At 54.7% G+C, this 18,528-nt stretch carries 19 protein-coding genes; 1 reads left to right on the top strand and 18 read right to left on the bottom strand.

What is annotated here, in order from left to right:
• The first annotated feature begins 24 nt into the window (after positions 1-24).
• The gene (locus LOC70_RS22200) at positions 25-222 is read left to right on the top strand and encodes a cold-shock protein (RefSeq protein WP_230256248.1); all 198 of its coding nucleotides are present in this window, start codon (positions 25-27) and stop codon (positions 220-222) included.
• 95 nt (positions 223-317) lie between these two features.
• Here the strand turns inward: LOC70_RS22200 and LOC70_RS22195 are convergent, their stop codons facing one another.
• From LOC70_RS22195 to LOC70_RS22110, 18 genes are all read right to left on the bottom strand, one after another.
• The gene (locus LOC70_RS22195) at positions 318-737 is read right to left on the bottom strand and encodes a flagellar export chaperone FlgN (RefSeq protein WP_230256247.1); all 420 of its coding nucleotides are present in this window, start codon (positions 735-737) and stop codon (positions 318-320) included.
• A 98-nt stretch (positions 738-835) separates the two neighbouring features.
• Positions 836-3,427, bottom strand: coding sequence for a tetratricopeptide repeat protein (locus tag LOC70_RS22190; protein WP_230256246.1), 2,592 nt, complete (start codon positions 3,425-3,427; stop codon positions 836-838).
• A 145-nt stretch (positions 3,428-3,572) separates the two neighbouring features.
• Positions 3,573-3,827 carry a DUF3565 domain-containing protein gene (locus tag LOC70_RS22185; protein WP_230256245.1) on the bottom strand — a complete coding sequence of 85 codons (255 nt, stop codon included), beginning with the start codon at positions 3,825-3,827 and terminating at the stop codon, positions 3,573-3,575.
• A gap of 9 nt (positions 3,828-3,836) precedes the next feature.
• Positions 3,837-5,399: a glycoside hydrolase family 5 protein gene (locus LOC70_RS22180; protein ID WP_230256244.1), complete on the bottom strand. Its 1,563-nt coding sequence runs from the start codon at positions 5,397-5,399 to the stop codon at positions 3,837-3,839.
• Between the two features lie 223 nt (positions 5,400-5,622).
• Complete coding sequence (locus tag LOC70_RS22175) at positions 5,623-6,054, bottom strand: hypothetical protein (RefSeq protein ID WP_230256243.1); 432 nt, start codon at positions 6,052-6,054, stop codon at positions 5,623-5,625.
• Positions 6,055-6,164: 110 nt separating this feature from the next.
• The gene (locus LOC70_RS22170) at positions 6,165-6,605 is read right to left on the bottom strand and encodes a SecDF P1 head subdomain-containing protein (protein ID WP_230256242.1); all 441 of its coding nucleotides are present in this window, start codon (positions 6,603-6,605) and stop codon (positions 6,165-6,167) included.
• Between the two features lie 818 nt (positions 6,606-7,423).
• Positions 7,424-7,774: a hypothetical protein gene (locus LOC70_RS22165; RefSeq protein WP_230256241.1), complete on the bottom strand. Its 351-nt coding sequence runs from the start codon at positions 7,772-7,774 to the stop codon at positions 7,424-7,426.
• Positions 7,775-7,895: 121 nt separating this feature from the next.
• Complete coding sequence (locus LOC70_RS22160; protein ID WP_230256240.1) at positions 7,896-8,183, bottom strand: hypothetical protein; 288 nt, start codon at positions 8,181-8,183, stop codon at positions 7,896-7,898.
• Between the two features lie 47 nt (positions 8,184-8,230).
• Positions 8,231-8,656 (bottom strand): hypothetical protein, encoded by a 426-nt coding sequence (locus LOC70_RS22155; RefSeq protein WP_230256239.1) that lies wholly within the window; start codon positions 8,654-8,656, stop codon positions 8,231-8,233.
• 145 nt (positions 8,657-8,801) lie between these two features.
• Positions 8,802-9,233 (bottom strand): hypothetical protein, encoded by a 432-nt coding sequence (locus LOC70_RS22150; RefSeq protein WP_230256238.1) that lies wholly within the window; start codon positions 9,231-9,233, stop codon positions 8,802-8,804.
• 1,638 nt (positions 9,234-10,871) lie between these two features.
• On the bottom strand, positions 10,872-11,504 hold the full coding sequence (locus LOC70_RS22145) for a transposase (RefSeq protein WP_449314302.1): 633 nt from the start codon (positions 11,502-11,504) through the stop codon (positions 10,872-10,874).
• A 512-nt stretch (positions 11,505-12,016) separates the two neighbouring features.
• Positions 12,017-13,375, bottom strand: coding sequence for an autotransporter domain-containing protein (locus tag LOC70_RS22140; protein WP_230256236.1), 1,359 nt, complete (start codon positions 13,373-13,375; stop codon positions 12,017-12,019).
• 324 nt (positions 13,376-13,699) lie between these two features.
• Positions 13,700-14,332, bottom strand: coding sequence for a transposase (locus tag LOC70_RS22135; protein WP_230256235.1), 633 nt, complete (start codon positions 14,330-14,332; stop codon positions 13,700-13,702).
• A gap of 714 nt (positions 14,333-15,046) precedes the next feature.
• On the bottom strand, positions 15,047-15,637 hold the full coding sequence (locus LOC70_RS22130) for a DMP19 family protein (RefSeq protein WP_230256234.1): 591 nt from the start codon (positions 15,635-15,637) through the stop codon (positions 15,047-15,049).
• A 106-nt stretch (positions 15,638-15,743) separates the two neighbouring features.
• On the bottom strand, positions 15,744-16,145 hold the full coding sequence (locus LOC70_RS22125) for a hypothetical protein (RefSeq protein ID WP_230256233.1): 402 nt from the start codon (positions 16,143-16,145) through the stop codon (positions 15,744-15,746).
• 482 nt (positions 16,146-16,627) lie between these two features.
• Complete coding sequence (locus LOC70_RS22120; protein WP_230256232.1) at positions 16,628-17,092, bottom strand: hypothetical protein; 465 nt, start codon at positions 17,090-17,092, stop codon at positions 16,628-16,630.
• Between the two features lie 185 nt (positions 17,093-17,277).
• Entirely contained in the window at positions 17,278-17,607 is a 330-nt protein-coding gene (locus LOC70_RS22115; RefSeq protein WP_230256231.1) for a pentapeptide repeat-containing protein, read from the bottom strand.
• Between the two features lie 131 nt (positions 17,608-17,738).
• Entirely contained in the window at positions 17,739-18,107 is a 369-nt protein-coding gene (locus LOC70_RS22110) for a winged helix-turn-helix transcriptional regulator (RefSeq protein WP_230256230.1), read from the bottom strand.
• Between the last annotated feature and the right edge of the window lie 421 nt (positions 18,108-18,528).

The raw sequence follows: 18,528 nt of genomic DNA, 5'->3' as shown, positions 1-18,528 counted from the left end.
AGTTACACGAACGGAAGAAGAAGAATGGCAGAAGGTACAATCAAGCGGCTCACCGACAAAGGTTTCGGTTTTATCGACACTGGGGGGCCAAAAGACTTGTTCTTCCACTGCTCGAACGTTGAAGGCGTCAGCTACGACGAGTTGCAAGAAGGTCAAAAAGTCACTTACACCGAAGGCCGCGGCCCCAAAGGCCCTTGTGCTGAAAACGTGACCCCCGCCTGAATTGACGCATCGTCGATTTGAAGATCATTGGCACCGCCATCTATCCCAGATGGCGGTTTTTTTATGCGCGGCGAGAACTTTCGCTGCCGCGATCCTCACTGCGACAAATCCAACGTGCTTCCGCCAGCGGACGGCGTCCTTCCTACTTGCCCGTATCCCTGTGCAGCTCGTCGCGAGCCGTCACTTTGCTGCAATTGCTCGGCGACCTCTTCCCGCGTTTCGGTGAGCATCTTTTCGCTGGCCTGTTCCAGCTCCATCAATTCGCGATGCATTTCATCGCATTGCTCGCTGCGTTGGCGATACTCATCGCTGACGGTGTAACCTTCGCCAGCTTCCGCACGCTGACGCTTCAGTTCGTTTGCCGACTGAACCAACTGCTCCACCGCGACTTGCTTCTGCCCCAGCACACTCATCAGTTCGTTCATGTGCCCTTGCGAGATGGCAGCCTCCTGTCGCTGGGTCAACTCCAACAACAACTGCAACAACTCAAACCGTCGATCGATCGCCGCTTCCATGATTCGCTCCAACTCCTACAGGATGTTCGTGGGCTCGGATGAACGCACCCGATGACGCCACGCAATGACCGCGTGATCACCGCCCGATCACGGCTTAATCACGGCGTAGCCTGGCTGGTCAGTTTAGCCCCTTGGTCCAAACGCTCCACCATCCAAGCCAAGTATCGCTCCCAACCGGCTCGATCGTAACGTGTCACCTTGTCGAATTCATCGTCCCACTGGGCACCAATTCGGCTGAGCACCAGGTTGGCTTGCCGAATCAACAAATCCGCTTCGCGTTCGCGTCCAATCTTTCGCATCATTTGCGATTGCCCCAGAAACGCTTCCAACGATGCGGGTTCATTCATGTAACGCAGCGACATGTCGCGATACGCCTCGGCCGCTTCGGCATAACGATCCATGTCCCGCAGCGTGTCGGCCTGACCGATCAATGAATTCCGAAGCAGAGCACGCTGCTTGTCGCTCAAGTCGTTGTCGCGTTGTTCGTTTTGCAAAAAATTCGCCAGCATCGCGAATTGATCCAACGCCGCCTTCCGTTCCAAGTTCGCTTTTTGCCCCAGACCTCGACGAGCCGTGTCCTGCAACCCGTCCGATTCCAGCTCCACCTCCGGCAACTCAGCCGATAACAAATGACCGCGGGCCAGCGAGTACGCTGCCATCTGGGTGCGAGGCAGAGGCCAGTAACGCTTGACGGCTTCATCCAATCGACGCATGGCAGCCTGCAAGGTTGGGCGTGTCGCACGAAGCGCCTCCACACGTTCGCTCCACTCCAGTTCACGCGCCTTCAATGTGTCCGACAAACTCTCGGCGAACAACATCTCACCGAGCGTCAGCAACGAATCTCGCCACGCCGGACTTTGCGGCGTCAACTGACCGTCCGTCAAATTCGCTTCCAACCACTCCCGAGCACTTTCGCGATCGCCCAAATCAGCCGCCGCCTGAGCCGCCAACAATCGCGCGTCATATCGCATCGGGTCACGGTCGTATTCGATGATGCAAGTTTGCAACGAATCGATCGCGGCTTTTGCATTCCCGTCGGCCAACAACGCTCGTCCGTGAGCCACCAACGCTCGCGGAATTCGGCCGCGGTCTTCGTAACGCAAATAATCTTCGAGCAACGCCGCACTTCGCGAAAAATGTCGGCCCTTTTGATAGGACTCAATCGCCAACCACAAAGTTGGCACGTATTCGTCCGTGTCAAATTGTTCTTTGGCCGCGTCCGAAAAAGCGTCCCCGGCCCCGCGGAATCGCTCCCGAGCCGCCACCGATGCCTCTCGCGAAAGCTCGCCGCCCGGTCCCTTACCAGCTTCCAGCGTCGCCTCGCCCCAATCGCGGTAAGCAATCCCAGCCTGACTGTGCGAACTCGCCACGCCGAGCACCGGAGATGTCACGGTCGCGGTCTTCACCGCCGGCTCAAACTCACCCGCACCACGCAGCTCGGCAATGGCGTCGATGATTCGCTGCTTGACCTCCAACCGAGTCGTCTCGGGGAAATCCAAGTATTGGCTTTGCCCAATTTCTCGCACCAGATAGCTGGCCGTCTGAACGACATCGTCTCCCATCGCACGGCTGGCCAGCAGTTCAATTTCCGACACACCGCCTTCCAATCCGCGGGAATCAAACGGCCGTTGTTGACGAGCCTGCGTCAGACGAGCCAACGCCAAATCGGGATCATCCAGCAGCAGATACGACTGAGCGACCAACAAACGTGCGCTGCCGGCGACTTTCGGTTCGGCCTCTCGTTGCAATTGGTCCAACACGCGAATCGTTTCAAGCAGCTCGTTTTGTTGATCCTGCGGTAGCTTGCGCCCACTGACCACGGGAATGCCCGCGATGACCTGCGCCGTAATTTCCCGAGGCAAACTTTCGATGATCCGTCCGACATGTGCCACGCCGCGTTGCAAACTGAGCTGGTCTTGCAACTGCATCGCCCATGGCATTTGCAACTGAAGCTCGTCGCTGATTTCATCTTCCACGCGAGCAATCACCGGCAACGCATCGTCGTATCGCTTCAATTGATTCAACAATTCAATTCGCAAGATCTCCGCTTCACTGCGACCGCGATTGTCCAAGCTCGCTTCGTTCAAATGTTCGACGATCGTTCGCAACGCCTCATCGGGCTTGGCCGAAATGGAAGACGCCAACGATCGAGCCAACAAGGGCAGCAGCTTGGACCGAAGCGTCAAATCGATCTCGACCGCGCGTCTCAAATGCTTCACGGCTCGTTCGTGCCGACCGATGCTATGCAAGGCCTCGCCCAACATCCGGTGGCCCTCCGCATCGCGACCGTCGGGAAAACCTAAGTCGTTGGAACGCTCCAGGTACGGCAATGCCGTTTCCATCTGCTCATGGCGGTCGCGTGGTGAGATGGCCTGGTGAGCCCTCGCGAATGATCCCGCTCCGATGAGGAATTGCTGCATCGGGTACAGCTCCATTTCCTCTTCGTTTTCTTCGTCCAACGTCGCTTTCGCGGCCAAATCACCAGCCACCACGATGTTGCCCGCCACATATTGAGCCGAGGCCAAATTCATCGTCTGGCGAGCGTCGATCTCACGCCCACCCGCGACGATGGAAAACATGTAGGCAAATCCCACCATCGTGAACATCGTCACGAACCCCAGGGAAGCCACGGTCGCCTTGGACCGTCCGCCCGGTTTCGCGTCGTTCTTGGGTTCGTCTGGTTCAGCCACTATGCACCTCGGTCGAGAGCCATCGCCGATACCAAATTTCACCGCCGCGGAACAACCGCAAACCAGTCACGCCCAAACGCAATTGACGCCGATTCAGCGAATTTCGAGCCTTCGCCCACGGAGACGCTGCGAACGGGGATCGAGCTCAATCCGTTTCGCGACCGAGTTGTTCTTGCGTTTCTGTGAGGCTCAACCGCGCGGGATCGCAGGGTGAGTTTTCCTCGCACTTCACGCATTCCAGCGGGTGCCCCAGCATCGATCGCCTCCCCGAGTCCGTGGTGACCCACGATCGATTCATCCACGGCGGGTCATGCCGAACATGCTGATGATGCCCGCAGGCTAGCTGCGCGACAAAGTGCCCTTCCTCATCCAAATGGAAACCCGTGATCGCTTGACGCATTCCCGCACTTCACTTTCCCAGCACCGCATCTCGCAAGTCCGCCCGCCACTCGTTTTGGACTGGATCGTACATCCCAAACCCAGAGTAAAACTCCCAATAAGCAATGCCCATTCGGCGCTGAATCGCTTCCTCAGCCACAAAACGTGTCCACGTCGCTCGCGACTCTGAATCGGCCGTTTGATAGGCACCAAACTCGCCCAGGTAAATCGGGATTTCATTTTCAACGCTCCATCGAAGCGCCCGATCCAAATCGTTCCGCACCGCTTTCTTCTGTTCTTCGGTTCCGCTCCACGTGGTCCCCAGCCAAGCCTTTGACTCAGCCCCCAACCAATTGGCACCTTGGTGAGTGAACTGGAAGGGCGAGTAGTAGTGAAACGTAGCCACCAGTTTCTTGCGATCTTCCGCCGTCAAATCACTCGGCAATTTCAAGAACTGCAGCGCGGCGATGTTGTTGAAGTTCGCCGGCCCGACCACGATCGTCCGATCAGGATGCTTTTCGCGAATCACCGGCAGCGTTTTCGCCAGCAGATCATTCCACTTACCAGCGTCCAAGTTGTCGTGTGGCTCGTTCAGCACCTCGAAAACCAATTCATCAGGCATGCCGGCGAACTCGTCCGCAATCTGCTTCCACAACGCGAGAAAGCGTTCCTCCTGCTGCTCGGGTGACTGATACAACGCCTCGTAGTGATGAATGTTGATCATCACTTTCAACTCGCGTTTGAGTCCTTCGTCCACCACCCAACGCACGCGCCGCATGAACTCCGGATCGATGGTGTAAGGTCGTCGGGTCTTCGCGTGAGTCGACCAACGGACGGGCACACGAATCGAATCAAATCCCGCTTTTTGAATCAGATCCAAATGCTTGGCTTCCAACCTTGGCCCCCATTCGCCTTCGTTGGGAGCCTCCAACGTGTTGCCGATGTTGACGCCGCGACCAAAGAACGGCTCTTGCTGCTGAAAGAAATCGGACTTGTTCAACTGCTCCAACAACGCCGATTCATTGACCGCGCGGATCCGGCTCAACACAATGCTGGTCGCCTGCTTCGGCTTCTCGATCACCACCGACAGCGACTCGATTCGAGATTGATCAAACGGGATGTCGGTTTGACCGTGCCAAGAACCAAACGCCGTGCGAACAACGCCGGACGACTTCGCCGGAACCGTTGCCGCCGCGGCACTGCTTCCGTCTCGGCCGCGCGAGTTTGGATTGCGGACCGTCAACACGACTTTGACGGGGTGATCACCTGGATTGAACACCTCAGCTTCCATCGCGTCGAAACCGTCCAACGAGATGGGTCCCTGGCTCAGCCGAAACTGCGCGTTGGGATAACCGCCGCTGGCAGCAACGCTCAGCGTCCAAGCTCCCTGATCCAAGGATTCCAAATTCGCACTGTCCGTCGTGACTTGCACCTCGGACGCTGCCCCTTTGCCCACCAAGACACGCTGGCCATCAACGGCGTGCAAAACGCTCGGCGACCAAAACAAACCCAACACCAACGCGGCCAGTGCTGACGAAAACGACGACCGCACAAACGACAAACGGCCAGTTACCGACGGAGAAGGACAAAACATGCTGCGTTCACATTGTGGGGAGTGAAGAGACGTCCAAACCAAGCCGTCTCTCACCAAATGATATTCGATGCCACGCCGAAAATCACATCGCCCAGTCGCTGGGTTCTCACCTGCATTCTCACATCACGTCAGCCACTGCCAAGATATTGGCCGGCACAATTCGAATTGAAAAAGCGGTTCGCCAAACGCGACGAGAAAACCCAAACCGCGAGACCACTCGTCTTCACTCGCCGCCCATCGCTCGCGACAAAGCGATTTCAGCATCAATCCTCTCGACGACCGCATTCATGTTCTCTTTGAAAGTGACGTTGCCATGTGCGTACAACTCGGCAACTTGCGACTCCTTCGTTTTCTGGAGTTCAAATTGCCGACGCAAAATTTTGACGCGGTCTTCGGATGCACCTGCGAGTTCCAATTCGGCATCCAACAAGGCTAGCTTTGCATCGAGCACATCCACCGACGAAAGCTCCCCCGTCGCAAACTGCGATTCGGTGTGGTCAACATACTTTGCAAGCACGTCCCGCTTCTCAACCAAGAGTTCTCGAACGCGAGCCCCCGAATCCTCGGCGGAATTCTGCGCCGAAGTCCTCGTTGAAACGAGCAGCACTGCGACGGCCAACAAGGCAATTGCCAAACACGACTTTGGTGAAACCATCACAATCATCTTCCGTCTACGAGGATCGTCCACGAGTACATGGTTCGTCGTTCCCGGTCACCATACGAACACGAGCAGCGAACCACCGATTGTAACGCCATTCGGTTTGGCTATTCGATCAACTTCTCCCAGTCGGACTCGGAATAGGGTCCGGCGATCTGGAACTCATCACTGATCTGAGAATGAATCACCGGCGCGGAAACAATCTCCCCATCCACCACCAGAGCGACTTGGCTACCCGGATTGGTTGTGGCGGCCCGAAGCATCGCTGCCCCCGCAGCATCCACGCTCACGTTGAGCGCGACGGTGCCATTCCGGTCAGTACTGACGGTCACCTCACGCACATTGGACGCCGTGATGATCGGCGGAACAATCAACTGAAGCGGCGTGCCACTCGAATCCGCAATTGCCTTGGTGTTGTCCCCCGGTTCTTCCGCAACCGCGTGAAGATCAAAAGCAACCCCCGGCTTCAGCGTCAACGGATTGCGAATCTCAGCACAGCCCGCCGTGACGAGAAGCAACAAACCGAACAAGAAGACAGAACATCGCATTTTAGGGACCTCACCAAAGACACGAAGGCGGCAGCGCAATTGAACAAATTGCAGTTCGCCTGAGCAGAACACTCCAACAAGCTGACCGCAAGTCTTTCTCAGAACATCGCAGATCAATTTCAAATGGTTCAAAAAGACCGGCATTTCCATGTCGGTCAAACCGCGAACCGATACGTGATCGATTGGCAAAACCGGAAGGTCAACCACAACTGCAATTGACACGAAAACGGACTACGGGCACCAATCCGGGATTGCCGCTCGACACCGCGGTGGTTGTGGTGCTGAGATCTTTGGGAATAAGTGAGGGTGTTATCAAACAGGTAATCCAAGCGATCCGCCATCGCGGACTGACGCCGGAGAAGTCGACGAATAATCGCGGTGTACCACCGCGAACGGAGCACTGATTCCAATGTGGGCATCGGCTACCTGTGCAACTGGATCACCGGCAAGCGATCACCCCCGGGCACCAATTAGGACCAGCCGATCAAAGTCGCCCGCCCCACCGTCTTCACACCCAAACGTCGCAAGCATGCCGCCAACCGAGTCCTGCACCGCTAGCGTCGTTCAAATACTCAGCGAAGGCGAAAAGCAACGATGAGTCGATGTGGACCTACGCCGTTTCGATCGTGAGAACGGCCTGGACGCGGAGGCGTCGAAAACAGCGAAATCGATGTGGAAGTTCAAGCTCTAGGCGAACTGTTTCAAGAACGGTACCTGGAGACCTACCGATGATCGAGTTGGGTCCATTCGGGCAAAGAAAGGTCACAGGAGAGCGGATGGAAACAACGACAACCTCCGTTCCCCTTCTCTTTCACTGATTATCCGGTGGCCTGGCTACCAGCCGCCCGAACGTTGATGTTGTGCTTGTAATTGCGATGAGCACGAAGGATGCAGGCGAGCGCAATACCGATGAGCAACCCGCCAGCCAGCAACGACGACCAAATGAACGATCGGTTCGATACTGGGGTGCCATTGACTTCAATGTCAAACATCCCGTAGGGAACCGGAAAAAGTCCGAACTCTTGTCCAAGCAGATGAACACCCGACCACAACGGTGTGAACGCGGACACGGCAGCGAAAACAGAACCAACAATCCACACTGGCACAGATCGTAGTCGCTGCACGTTCGTCTGCTGAGTACCGGACGAATGGTAGGGATTCGGATTCATTCGGTTTAAATGACGGAACGGTTCACGAAGAAATGGGGATGGGGGTCATAGACGGACAGATGAGAGTAACTATTGACAGCGTTCCGGTTGACCTCACTCGGCGGCCCAATTTTGGCTCGGGTCAGGGCCTGCAACTGAAGCGGACGACTCGGTCGAGTGGGAACACCTGAGCGCGACCACCGGGCTCGATGATGGTGAGAAAGTCAGAACTGAGCTTCGCTGAATCGACTTTCAAGCTCTCGACGCGCGTTATCCCACCCAGCCCATCTTCGACTGAATAGCTGACCGTGGTATTCCCAAAAGACAGGCTGTCACCCGACGCGAAGAACGCTCCCAATAAAAGCATCACCAGGACGCCGCCGAGAAAGCTCACGGCCAGTCGAACGCCACGGTTTTGGAGACTGTTCATTTCCATTGTCGCCATTCTTTGTTACCGATTGCTGAATCACGGATCGGTCAGTAGTCAAATCCGTGCCATTGATCCCACTCGGCAATCACCTCGTCGACGGTTCCGACCCATTTGCCTGATGGAAGAACGTAAAAGCGAGCTGAATCAGGTGTCTCGAAGAATGGATCAAAGATTAAACCGTTGTCCTTTAACACCACGAAGGTGTTGGAAACGATAAACGGACGTTCTAGGCCTTGGCCAACAGGGCTTTCTGTTTCGTATGCTCTGGAAAGCATTTGATTGAAACGAACCTTCGGTCTGGATAAATCGGTTTCGTCAGCCCACTGGATGAAACCATCGCGGAGATTCCTCAATCGTTGTCTTTCTAGCCACCTCAGATATTCAACTCGGCAAAAGAAAGCAGTTGAAAATACGAGCGTCAGCACAAGGAGCGTCTTCAGCCCAAATCGAGGGCGAGTGAATGCTTTGCACATACTTTCCAGACTCCACGCCCTCAATTTTCAACTCACAAGGCTAGGCATGTGTCGCCCTACCAATCGAGACGTTCGCGTACACTCGGTCCAGCCGTATGTCTACGAGCTGGTGAGTGGCACCGGTCGCCTTCGTCTTCTCGATGCCTCACTGAATTAAAGTGTCAGGCTCCTTGCTGGGGATCGATGCGACAAGCTCGCTTACCTGAATCGGTTTCGGCTCATCCTCACTCATCGGGTGAATTTCGAAAACCGAATCAGGGTGGGCTTGTTGATACTGTTGGGCTTGGACAAACAGCGTCTTGCCTCGCGATGGCAGATCGCGGAACTCACCCGAGTTTGGAATGCTTCCCATCATTGAATGGATCGCCATCGACTCAAGGTAATTTCTTGCTTCCAAGGCATCGTCACCTCGGAGCATTTCAGCGGCGTCGATACAAACTCTCGCCCTGTCGATGTAGTGTTGCTGGCGAGCAGACACCGTCTCTCGCTCTGACAGCTCAAGTGACACAAGCGATCCAGCCGTCGCAAAGACAGCCGCGACCAATAGATGCGACGCAATGAAAGTCCGACGTTTCATGGTTCAACTTCCTTCAACACGGAAAAGGAGCCGGTGGGATCACCGACCTCGAGAGTCCGGCGGCAAGCACCGCTTTTGAACGGTCCGGTTGATGGTATGCCATCCCCTCTGCCGAGGTCAACTTTTTTGCCGTTCGCAGGCACGCCATGTCAAGTGACATCGCCCTTTTGAAACGATCCAATGATTCCTGCTTTGATCGCGAAGGCAAAGGGCTCACTACGGATCATTCATCAGCCAGATCCCACAAAACGAAATCCGCGGAACTGGACTTGCTTGATCCTGAACTCACGTAATTTGGCCTCGTAAGTAGGAGCTTGGTCACGACCCGTCGTCCATCATTTGAAGCGGCCAAAACTTCACCGGCTATGCCGTTGCCCAGTGGCAGATCGCAGACACGGTCACCGTTGTTGTCATGAACGCTGATCCGTACAGAACGAATTCTTGTTGACCAATTGGCGTCGTTGACGAAGAACCGTGACCCATCTCTGCACCAAAAACCCGGCACGCCGACTGGCTGAGCCCACTCTCCGACGATGCGTCTTACCGGTCGCCGAAGTCGAACTTGTTTGGTTGCCGAGATCCCCAACGTTTGCTCGTAGAACGATTTGTTCAACGGTCGACCAGCCACGACTATCAATTGTTCAAGGTTTGGTGAGACTGCCACGGGAGATGTCGGCAATCGGAACGATTCGAGTACTTCGATTGAACCGTAGTTGCTCTCGTTCCAGGTGATCTTTAGCTTCTCCGCAGTGCAACTCATTTGAGCCGGAGGAAATGACTGATGTTTTGCGTCAGGCACCACTCGCAGGGCAGTCAGTCCGCTTTCGTCGGGTGTCGGTCCCGCTAAATATGCTCTTCGATTTCCCGAGCCAGAATCATACAGGCTTCCAGGCAACGACGAGCAGTCCGTTCGCAACGAAACCCTGCTCTCGAAAATGATTCGATCGCCGCCGACCCGGCAGAGAGCGAGACACTCATCACCGTTTTCCCCCGTCAACCTGAAGACAACTCGCTCATCACCGATGAGTGCAAACAAAGCTGATGGAACGATGGGTACCGAAGTCGGCGCTTCGAAGCAATTTTTCAGGCGTTCCACACCCTGCTATTGCGTCGTGCAAATTCACAATGTTCACACCACGATCCGTCACGACGATCAAACTCTTGCCTTCGAATGCGAGACAAATCTGGCTCATCGCACGCCGTGAAAATGATGCCTCCCCAATCGCGTTCGATCCGTCGGATATTGGTTGAGACCACGCTCGAATCAAAGAGCCATCATCACACGTGTAGACACGCACTGTTTGTTTCGAGAGTTCAAACAGGTATTCACCAGTGTCATCAAAAGCTAGCGTTCTGGCGGAAGGGGAAAGTCCAGTTTCGACCAGATCCACGCCGACGTGCGATTGCCCGAAACTGATCGCAGGAAAAGCCAATTGAACAGCAATGACAGCCAGGATTCTCAGAGAGCACAATCGCCCAAGAAATCTTGATCGATCGAGGAAAACGCCCTCGCCTCTCCCAGCATTTGCTTGCCTAGTATTCGATTTGCTTTGCACCACTTTCGGAGACCTCCCATATTCGTTTGGGGACTGGCAAAGCTGTCGGACACCGAATTGGCTGTTTGGGATATACTTGGCTTCATCGTTTCAGTTTCTTCGGGCGTCCGCGCGGTCGCATCGTTGACTCCAGGCCGAAACGACGTGCGATCGATTCCACCCAGTTTTCGTCGCCAAAGGGCACACCACGCCGCACGCTCCAATCCAGTTGTTCACGCTCGGATGGACTAAACTCCGCCCGCACCCGATCGATCCAATTCGATGAACGCCTGACTGGCCATGCCGAGAGTAACTGTTTCCCAAGAACTGTTTTGGTGGACCAATGGTACAAGCTACCCCATCGCCAGTCTTCCGGCGACTTGCACAACTTCGCGGCAAAGGCATTGCGTTCAACATACCGACCGACGGTTAGGAAATGCTCGTCGCTTTGAACCGGAAATGATTTGAAGCGACCTTGATACAGGTGCCCCTCCCCGGCCGTATGGTAATGAGCGTGATATCGCTGGGTGTGCGTCAAAATAACCCACTGAGCGAAACGCCCCATCTCTCCATCAATGTTTGGGCTGACACAAAGATGCCAATGGTTGGGCATCAGACAGAACGAAAACAGCCGAATATCGAACTTCTCCACCGCTTCACGCAGAATCGCGATGAAAGCATCGTAGTCCTCCTGCTTGTGAAAGATCGTCGCACGGAGGTTTGCTCGATTGAGCATATGATAACAGTGGCCGGCCGCGTCGGCTCGCTTTGGTCTTCCCATGCCGAGAAGAATACCGACTCCCCCTTGCCCAATCAACCAATTAGGTGTCCGACACCTTTTACTCTTCCCGCATCGGTCCCCAGCTCACCAAGAATCCTAGCGATCGCGGGCAAAATCTCCTTCACTGCCGTCGCACCTGACCGCGTGCGTTGTGCTGTCCAATCCAGCAGCCTCTTGTACTGACTCAGGTTCAAATTCAAGAAACCCTTGTCGCTTCTCCGCAATCCAGCTGTGTGCACCGCGGGCTGAGCCGAGAGCACGTCGAGTCAAGCTGGATTTTGGTTGGCACCATGACGTTGAGAGGCTCCTCGCACTGACGCAAGAAGCCGCCTCCCGACATTGGTCACTCCTCGAGCCCGAGCAGAAAACCTGCTACTCTTGGTCCCCATAGTGTGGCATGGGCTTCCAACTTGTGATTTCTACCCCAACGCCACCAACCGTCTGGTGCATTGCGAACCACAACGTCGCTACCAACGGTAAATCATGCTACCACTGGCAACGTGCAAATCCTGGCGATCGTTCAGTTGCAAATCGTAGCCCGCGTACACGGACCATTGCCGGCCTCGGTTACCCCTGACTCCAACATTGACCAATGCCCAGTCGCGGCCGAAATCGGAAGCCTGTGACGCAAACGCGGTTCCGTCGCTAACCCCTGACACGACCGCATTGGTATCCAAGTACTCGTGCATCCAGTCCACTCGAACCGTTGGCGCAATCGTCCAATGTTCGCGCCACGTCCAACATCGATCGGGAGTGAGGCCGAAGCCGGCACGGCTGCGCAAGGAGTGGACTGAGAAATCGTCCACATATGCACCTGCCACGCCCTCTTCTTGGTATCCCTCTTGCCCGATGAACAGATACTGAAGCGACGCAGCAGGCTGCACGACCAAATGCTTCCAACGTCGATTCCATCCACGCTCCAGGAACAAACCGGCTTGCCCTCCCTCGAAGTCGCCCTCAGCGTCTTGCCGTTTGGTGTCGTGGTCGTTGTAGCCCACTGAACCAGCGAGCAAATAGTAGTTACCCACCGAGTCATGTCGATGGAGAAAGCCACCCCACTGCGTGCTGTCGACATTCGCAGAAACTCCGTTGTCGAAGCTCAGATCTTGCCCCGCAAAAACAAAGTAGGTCCCCATGATGGTTTCGGAATTGAGCCAACGGAACACACCGAGCTGGGCACCGCCTCCCGCGTAGTCGAACGCAGTGGTTGTATCTCGATTCTCCGCTCGACCGCCAATCCCAAACCCACGCAGCCAGGCGCCGCGATCCGCCCGACTTCGACACTCGCCCTGATCCGACAAAAGATTGTTGCGAGCATAATCAGTGGCAATGGTTGACTGGTAGCTGACAAGCTGAACAGACGACGGACGCGCCATGGAAGCCGTTGCAACAGAAGCACTCTGTCGATCCAATCCGGTTGATTGAGAGCCGGCAATCTCATTGACTTGGTCGCGAAGGAATTGGAACTGAAAGCCTCCCAGAGAAAGCAACGATTGGGAAATCCCACTGTGCAGGCCCGCCAACTCCTCCCCGGTTCCCGCCGCAGCACCAGCACTTCCGCCGCCGACATTCACGAGCAAATGCAGGGTGCTCTCCTTTTGGATGCTGTAGTCCGTCAAAGTTCTTCCATCCTCCAATGTTTTGCCAGCAAAAGTCAGTTGCTGCTGAGCGGGAGGAATGCCCTCCTTGTCTTGAATCTTTGACTTCACATTCTCGATTGTATCACTGGGTTCTACGTCCAGCGTGATCGTCTTTCCGGCCAGCGTTTTGACGAAGATTTGCATCGCCGCAGCGGGCGATACGATTCCGAGTGACAGGATCGCCATACAGGTGACTCTGCAAAACCAATGCGGCATGATGTCGGCAGCGCTCGTCGGTGGAAGGTGTTCAGATACATTGGTGCCCCAGCAGGCCTGTGCGATTGGCTGGACCGGACGTTTTCATGGAACTCATCGTCGCCATGATTCTGGCATATTGAGCACAGCCCTTGTGAGCAGACGAACAAATACAATCGTCACGGTTTACCAGCCGTCTTGAACCGGTGGTGCCTCGACAGCCTGAAGGCACAATCCGGCGATGGACTGGAAAAGGTGTCGATGGACTGGAAAAGGTGTCGGACACCGAATTGGCTGTTTGGGATATACTTGGCTTCATCGTTTCAGTTTCTTCGGGCGTCCGCGCGGTCGCATCGTTGACTCCAGGCCGAAACGACGTGCGATCGATTCCACCCAAGTCTCGTCGCCAAAGGGAACGCCACGCCGCACGCTCCAATCCAGTTGTTCACGCTCGGATGGACTAAACTCCGCCCGCACCCGATCGATCCAATTCGATGAACGCCTGACTGGCCATGCCGAGAGCAACTGTTTCCCAAGAACTGTTTTGGTGGACCAATGGTACAAGCTACCCCATAGCCAGTCTTCCGGCGACTTGCACAACTTCGCGGCAAAGGCATTGCGTTCAACATAGCGACCGACGGTTAGGAAATGCTCGTCGCTTTGAACCGGAAACGATTTGAAGCGACCTTGATACAGGTGCCCCTCCCCGGCCGTGTGGTAATGAGCGTGATATCGCTGGGTGTGCATCAAAATAACCCACTGAGCGAAACGCCCCATCTCTCCATCGATGTTTGGGCTGACACAAAGATGCCAATGGTTGGGCATCAGGCAGAACGAAAACAGCCGAATATCGAACTTCTCCACCGCTTCACGCAGAATCGCGATGAAAGCATCGTAGTCCTCCTGCTTGTGAAAGATCGTCGCACGGAGGTTTGCGCGATTGAGCATATGATAACAGTGGCCGGCCGCGTCGGCACGCTTTGGTCTTCCCATGCCGAGAAGAATACCGACTCCCCCTTGCCCAATCAACCAATTCGGTGTCCGACACCTTTTTCTCTTCTACTCTCGATGCGGTGTCGACGCGACTAAATTTCGTTCAGCTCCGCTCTTTGTCTCTTGGTGTGCCGAAAACAGTCGACCTCAGCTAGGATTCGCAGCGTTTTGGCTCGCGTCACATCCTCCGACGCGCAACGTCGCTGCGAATAGCGTGCGGCCCACAACGCTTCTTCCCTTCGTCGGTCAGCGAGTGTTGCTTTCAAACGTTGGGTTAATTCGCTGTTTACACGAAGCGATGGACTGATGTCTTCGCCGACAGACAAGGTTCCAGATGAGTAGCAGCAAATTCGGTTGAAAGACCAAACTAGCCCGTGGATGCCACGATCAATGCAAATCAGCACAACGCACCCAAATACGCACAAGGCAATTGATTGCCCGATTGCTCCCAAGACGCCGGACGCTGCCGAGAGAAACAGAAGCAGCGTCAGTACACCAACTGTGAAACGTATGAACCAAATCGCAATCAATTTAGATCCCCTCATGCTCTTTCAAGTGCAAGGAAGCAACCCATCATCTGCTGGCAAACACTGGAGTGCGGCGTACTGAATTGACATTCCGCTTTCGCCGCAAGTCTGCCCGCAGCATTCGCCGCCAGCTAAACCGGTTTCAGTATGAATCACGCAGTGATGTGACGCCACAAGTCTCTCTCAACCAAGCATTGGCCGTTTGATCAAACCGCACTCGATCTCGGAAAACTGCGAAGAAACGCTCGTCCAATTTGTCAAATAACTCCACCCCGAATTGCTCATTGATGCCAAAGGCCTCCAGCACGCTGTTTCGAACGGCCAGGTCACGTGGATATTCAACACCGAAGACGGACATCGCTTCGCTGAACAATCTCGCCACTTCCGACAAACCTGTACGCGAAAACCACTCCACCATTTCAGGTGCGAGCATTCCTGCTTCGTTGCTAAAGAACTGGTGAAAGCCGCCGTTACCGATCTCCGCCTTGCCAAGTTCTGCCGCACACATCAATTGGATGTCTCGCGGCAACGACGACGCACTGGAGTCGTATCCTTTTTTCGGCCAACAGTCGAGGAACGAGTCGTCCCAATGGATGAACATCCAGCGGGCATAGAATTCCCGAGAATGCACCGGCGTGCGTTCGAGTTCCGCGATGAGACCAGCTCGAACCTCCGGCGACGAAGTGTTCTGAATCAGCTGTAGCAACTCGCCTTCACGGTGCATCGCTGTCATAGTTGCCTATCGCGAATTAGGATTTGCTGGAATCACGAACAAAAGAGCCCCGATGGCAGGAAGACGTGTCGTTGATCAAAAAGTTGTTTGCTTCGCTTTTCTAATTCTATCCGTTAGTCACTCGCCGTTTGGACGTAGGATCAGCCGTTGAGGCGTTGGCCTGCGATTTACGCGACTGACGACAATCGTGTCGGGACTCAAAGCCGCCGCCAACTGAGCGAAAGACGATCTGATTCACGCCGAAGCGAATGAACTTCGATTGAAGCAGAGCAATCTCCTGCGTGCGATTTGCCAAATCAGGGCGATCACGTTGGGACTCATCGTGATAGCTTGCTTGGGTCGTCTCATGGAAAAGCTTGGCTCCGGTCATCACCATGCCACGACCATTTCCAGCAGGATCGATGGTGACGTCGACGATCGTTTGCGGTGCTGTGAAGAAATCCTCCGCAGTTACCAGAACGGCGAGACACCAAAGCAAGGCAATAAAAAAACATCTGAAACATTTCATGCGTCGGGCTCCTGATGTATGTCGGTAATGGTCCAAGCAAAGCCGAACAAAGTTCGGCATTTGAATTCAGAATCACGTGCCAGTGCGGTCCCTCACAAACCATTCACCTACGACACCTCGAGACGAAACATGGTCACGAGAAGAAGGAAGCCTCCCGCGGACGCACAGATGACACAGCAAAGGTAAGCAGGAAGTCCGAAGAGGAAAACGACTTCGCGATACGGGCAGCGGAGCGACAAGCTGAAGCCGAAAATGCAAACTGCAAGCCCGTAGAAACCAATCGCAAGTCCGAGCAGACGAAGGGAAAGCGGGATCGGGCCGACCGTTGCAGCAGAGAATCCAATGGCGATAGCGCATGTCGCCATCAGCAGTGTGCGAATACTCAGCGGGTTTGGTGCCACAGGATCGGACGTCATTTTGTTGCACCTCATGGTTCGTCGCTTAAGGACGAGATCGTAGTACCGCAGGGAGTTGCTCTCAATTCACTCTGGGTCAGCATCTGAGTTAGGTGACGATTCTCTCACGGGAGTTGCTTTCGGCAGCAAACGAAGCAGTGACTCGACCTGCTTCAGTGCTTTCTGAGTTTCCGGGTCCGAAAGCATTTTGAGAGTCTCGTTTGCCGAACGGATGGTAGCGGGAAGTGATGCAATTCCATCGATTACATCGCCCATGACGAGGTTTGATTCCTGAATGGATCTCTTACCATCGCCCGATATCCGATCCATCCAAGATTCCTTCAGCTCAATGGTGGTCGATCCTTCTCCCCAAGCCACCGCTTTACCGTCGATGACAACATTGTAAGAGCCCGAGAATTCGAAACGGATCGTCCCCCGTTCTTGATCCGTCTCGACCTCGGCTGCGGATTCATCAGCAACTGCGGTTGGCATCCAGCAAATGAATGTGATGAGAAAGAATCCCCACGCCGGGAAGAAAGCAAACTTCGTCATTGGTGCAAACCTGTGCGGAGAGAGAAGAGTCTTGATGTGTTGTTCGATGCGAGGCTTCCCGCGAACTTCAGACACCAACGGACCGAGAAAGGGATTGCCCATCCGACTGAACGTGCAAACCCTGGCTCCGATGCGGCGGATGGTTCTCCGTGCACTTCCGACCCGGGTGGCGTCGCAATTGGTAATCAGCGTCCGCGGCAATTCACAAATTGTACCGTTGACAGGTCTGTGTCACCAAATTCCGTTTGCCCACCGATCGCGTCAGTCCCAACATCACAGTTCAGAAAACGACAGCCACGCATGGTGGCAGCTTTGAAGTCGGCACCACGAAGATCGCAATCATTGAATGTCACATCAATGAGATACGTCATGAAGAACGATGCCCAGTACATGTCACATCGCGTGAACGTGACCCGAGTCAGAATTGCTCCTTCGAAATGCGATCCTTCGGCGATGCACTCTGTGAACGTTTGGTCCGTAGCGATGACGTCCGTGTTGTCCGCGCTATTCTGCATTTTCAAGATGCTACCAGCCTATTCAATTCGGTGAATCACCCTCAACGGTATTACCTTCTGCTCCGCATAAGTGGCGTTTGCAGACGCTGCTTTCGCGGAATGAAGAGCGGCAATCGAAAGTCGATTGGCTGTTAGTGAAGAGACTCTCGTTCTTCGATCAACTGCAGCGCGTAATCATCTCCCCATTGCTTGAGCGATTTCAGAATCGCTTCCAGTGACTTGCCAACATCGGTGAGCTCGTATTCAACTCGCGGAGGAACTTCTGCGTGAACAATGCGTTTGACCAAGCCGTTGGCTTCGAGCTCACGAAGTGCTTTGATGAGCATCCGCTGCGTCACGCAGCCAACGACTCGCTGGAGTTCACTGAAGCGGAGCCTGCCATCAAGAAGATGATAGAGAATGATTCCTTTCCACTTTCCCCCGATCAACTCCAATGTCGCTTCGACTGGGCAAGCCGGCTTCTCATAGTCTTTATGTCGTTGTTTTGAAGAGGTGACCATTTTGATACTAGCTGCCCAGAATGTGCGTTCTTGAAGTTTGCCGTAGTACCGATAGTATCGGCTGCTCGATTCAAAAAGGCAATTTCTCTTCAAAAACGGACCGCAAAAAGCAATGAGTCGTCGCCTTCCAAAACCCGGAATCCAAACTTACCAGCGGGCCTTTCAGAATTGCATCTTCGCCGCGCTGCTTTGCTGCGGCTTCGCAACTCCGGTAGTGTCACAGGAGTCCTCGACCGCAAAGGCCGAACTCGAACTTTACGCGTCTCTTGATCAAGCGGTTGGCAACATTGCTTTCAAGCCGGACGGTCAGCTGGTGTTTAGAGCCTATCCGGAAACCGATTCAGGTTGTAAGTCGATATTTGAACGGAGGTTGGTCGCCAGCGGGTGCAAGTCTTCGGAGCATCCGTCCGATTGATGCGAT

This window comes from Rhodopirellula halodulae (assembly GCF_020966775.1).
GTDB classification, from domain to species: Bacteria; Planctomycetota; Planctomycetia; order Pirellulales; family Pirellulaceae; genus Rhodopirellula; species Rhodopirellula halodulae.
Note: the sequence above shows the minus strand (reverse complement) of the source record. Positions and strands in the feature narration are given on the sequence as shown.

What these genes read in the sequence shown, in the direction of transcription:
- LOC70_RS22135 (WP_230256235.1), bottom strand. Translation starts at nt 14,332, where the DNA reads ATGCTCAATCGCGCAAACCTCCGTGCGACGATCTTTCACAAGCAGGAG.
- LOC70_RS22125 (WP_230256233.1), bottom strand. Translation starts at nt 16,145, where the DNA reads ATGAAATGTTTCAGATGTTTTTTTATTGCCTTGCTTTGGTGTCTCGCC.
- LOC70_RS22160 (WP_230256240.1), bottom strand. Translation starts at nt 8,183, where the DNA reads ATGAACAGTCTCCAAAACCGTGGCGTTCGACTGGCCGTGAGCTTTCTC.
- LOC70_RS22200 (WP_230256248.1), top strand. Translation starts at nt 25, where the DNA reads ATGGCAGAAGGTACAATCAAGCGGCTCACCGACAAAGGTTTCGGTTTT.
- LOC70_RS22120 (WP_230256232.1), bottom strand. Translation starts at nt 17,092, where the DNA reads ATGACGAAGTTTGCTTTCTTCCCGGCGTGGGGATTCTTTCTCATCACA.
- LOC70_RS22130 (WP_230256234.1), bottom strand. Translation starts at nt 15,637, where the DNA reads ATGACAGCGATGCACCGTGAAGGCGAGTTGCTACAGCTGATTCAGAAC.
- LOC70_RS22155 (WP_230256239.1), bottom strand. Translation starts at nt 8,656, where the DNA reads ATGTGCAAAGCATTCACTCGCCCTCGATTTGGGCTGAAGACGCTCCTT.
- LOC70_RS22140 (WP_230256236.1), bottom strand. Translation starts at nt 13,375, where the DNA reads ATGGCGATCCTGTCACTCGGAATCGTATCGCCCGCTGCGGCGATGCAA.
- LOC70_RS22180 (WP_230256244.1), bottom strand. Translation starts at nt 5,399, where the DNA reads ATGTTTTGTCCTTCTCCGTCGGTAACTGGCCGTTTGTCGTTTGTGCGG.
- LOC70_RS22170 (WP_230256242.1), bottom strand. Translation starts at nt 6,605, where the DNA reads ATGCGATGTTCTGTCTTCTTGTTCGGTTTGTTGCTTCTCGTCACGGCG.
- LOC70_RS22145 (WP_449314302.1), bottom strand. Translation starts at nt 11,504, where the DNA reads ATGCTCAATCGAGCAAACCTCCGTGCGACGATCTTTCACAAGCAGGAG.
- LOC70_RS22150 (WP_230256238.1), bottom strand. Translation starts at nt 9,233, where the DNA reads ATGAAACGTCGGACTTTCATTGCGTCGCATCTATTGGTCGCGGCTGTC.
- LOC70_RS22175 (WP_230256243.1), bottom strand. Translation starts at nt 6,054, where the DNA reads ATGGTTTCACCAAAGTCGTGTTTGGCAATTGCCTTGTTGGCCGTCGCA.
- LOC70_RS22185 (WP_230256245.1), bottom strand. Translation starts at nt 3,827, where the DNA reads ATGCGTCAAGCGATCACGGGTTTCCATTTGGATGAGGAAGGGCACTTT.
- LOC70_RS22115 (WP_230256231.1), bottom strand. Translation starts at nt 17,607, where the DNA reads ATGCAGAATAGCGCGGACAACACGGACGTCATCGCTACGGACCAAACG.
- LOC70_RS22110 (WP_230256230.1), bottom strand. Translation starts at nt 18,107, where the DNA reads ATGGTCACCTCTTCAAAACAACGACATAAAGACTATGAGAAGCCGGCT.
- LOC70_RS22165 (WP_230256241.1), bottom strand. Translation starts at nt 7,774, where the DNA reads ATGAATCCGAATCCCTACCATTCGTCCGGTACTCAGCAGACGAACGTG.
- LOC70_RS22195 (WP_230256247.1), bottom strand. Translation starts at nt 737, where the DNA reads ATGGAAGCGGCGATCGATCGACGGTTTGAGTTGTTGCAGTTGTTGTTG.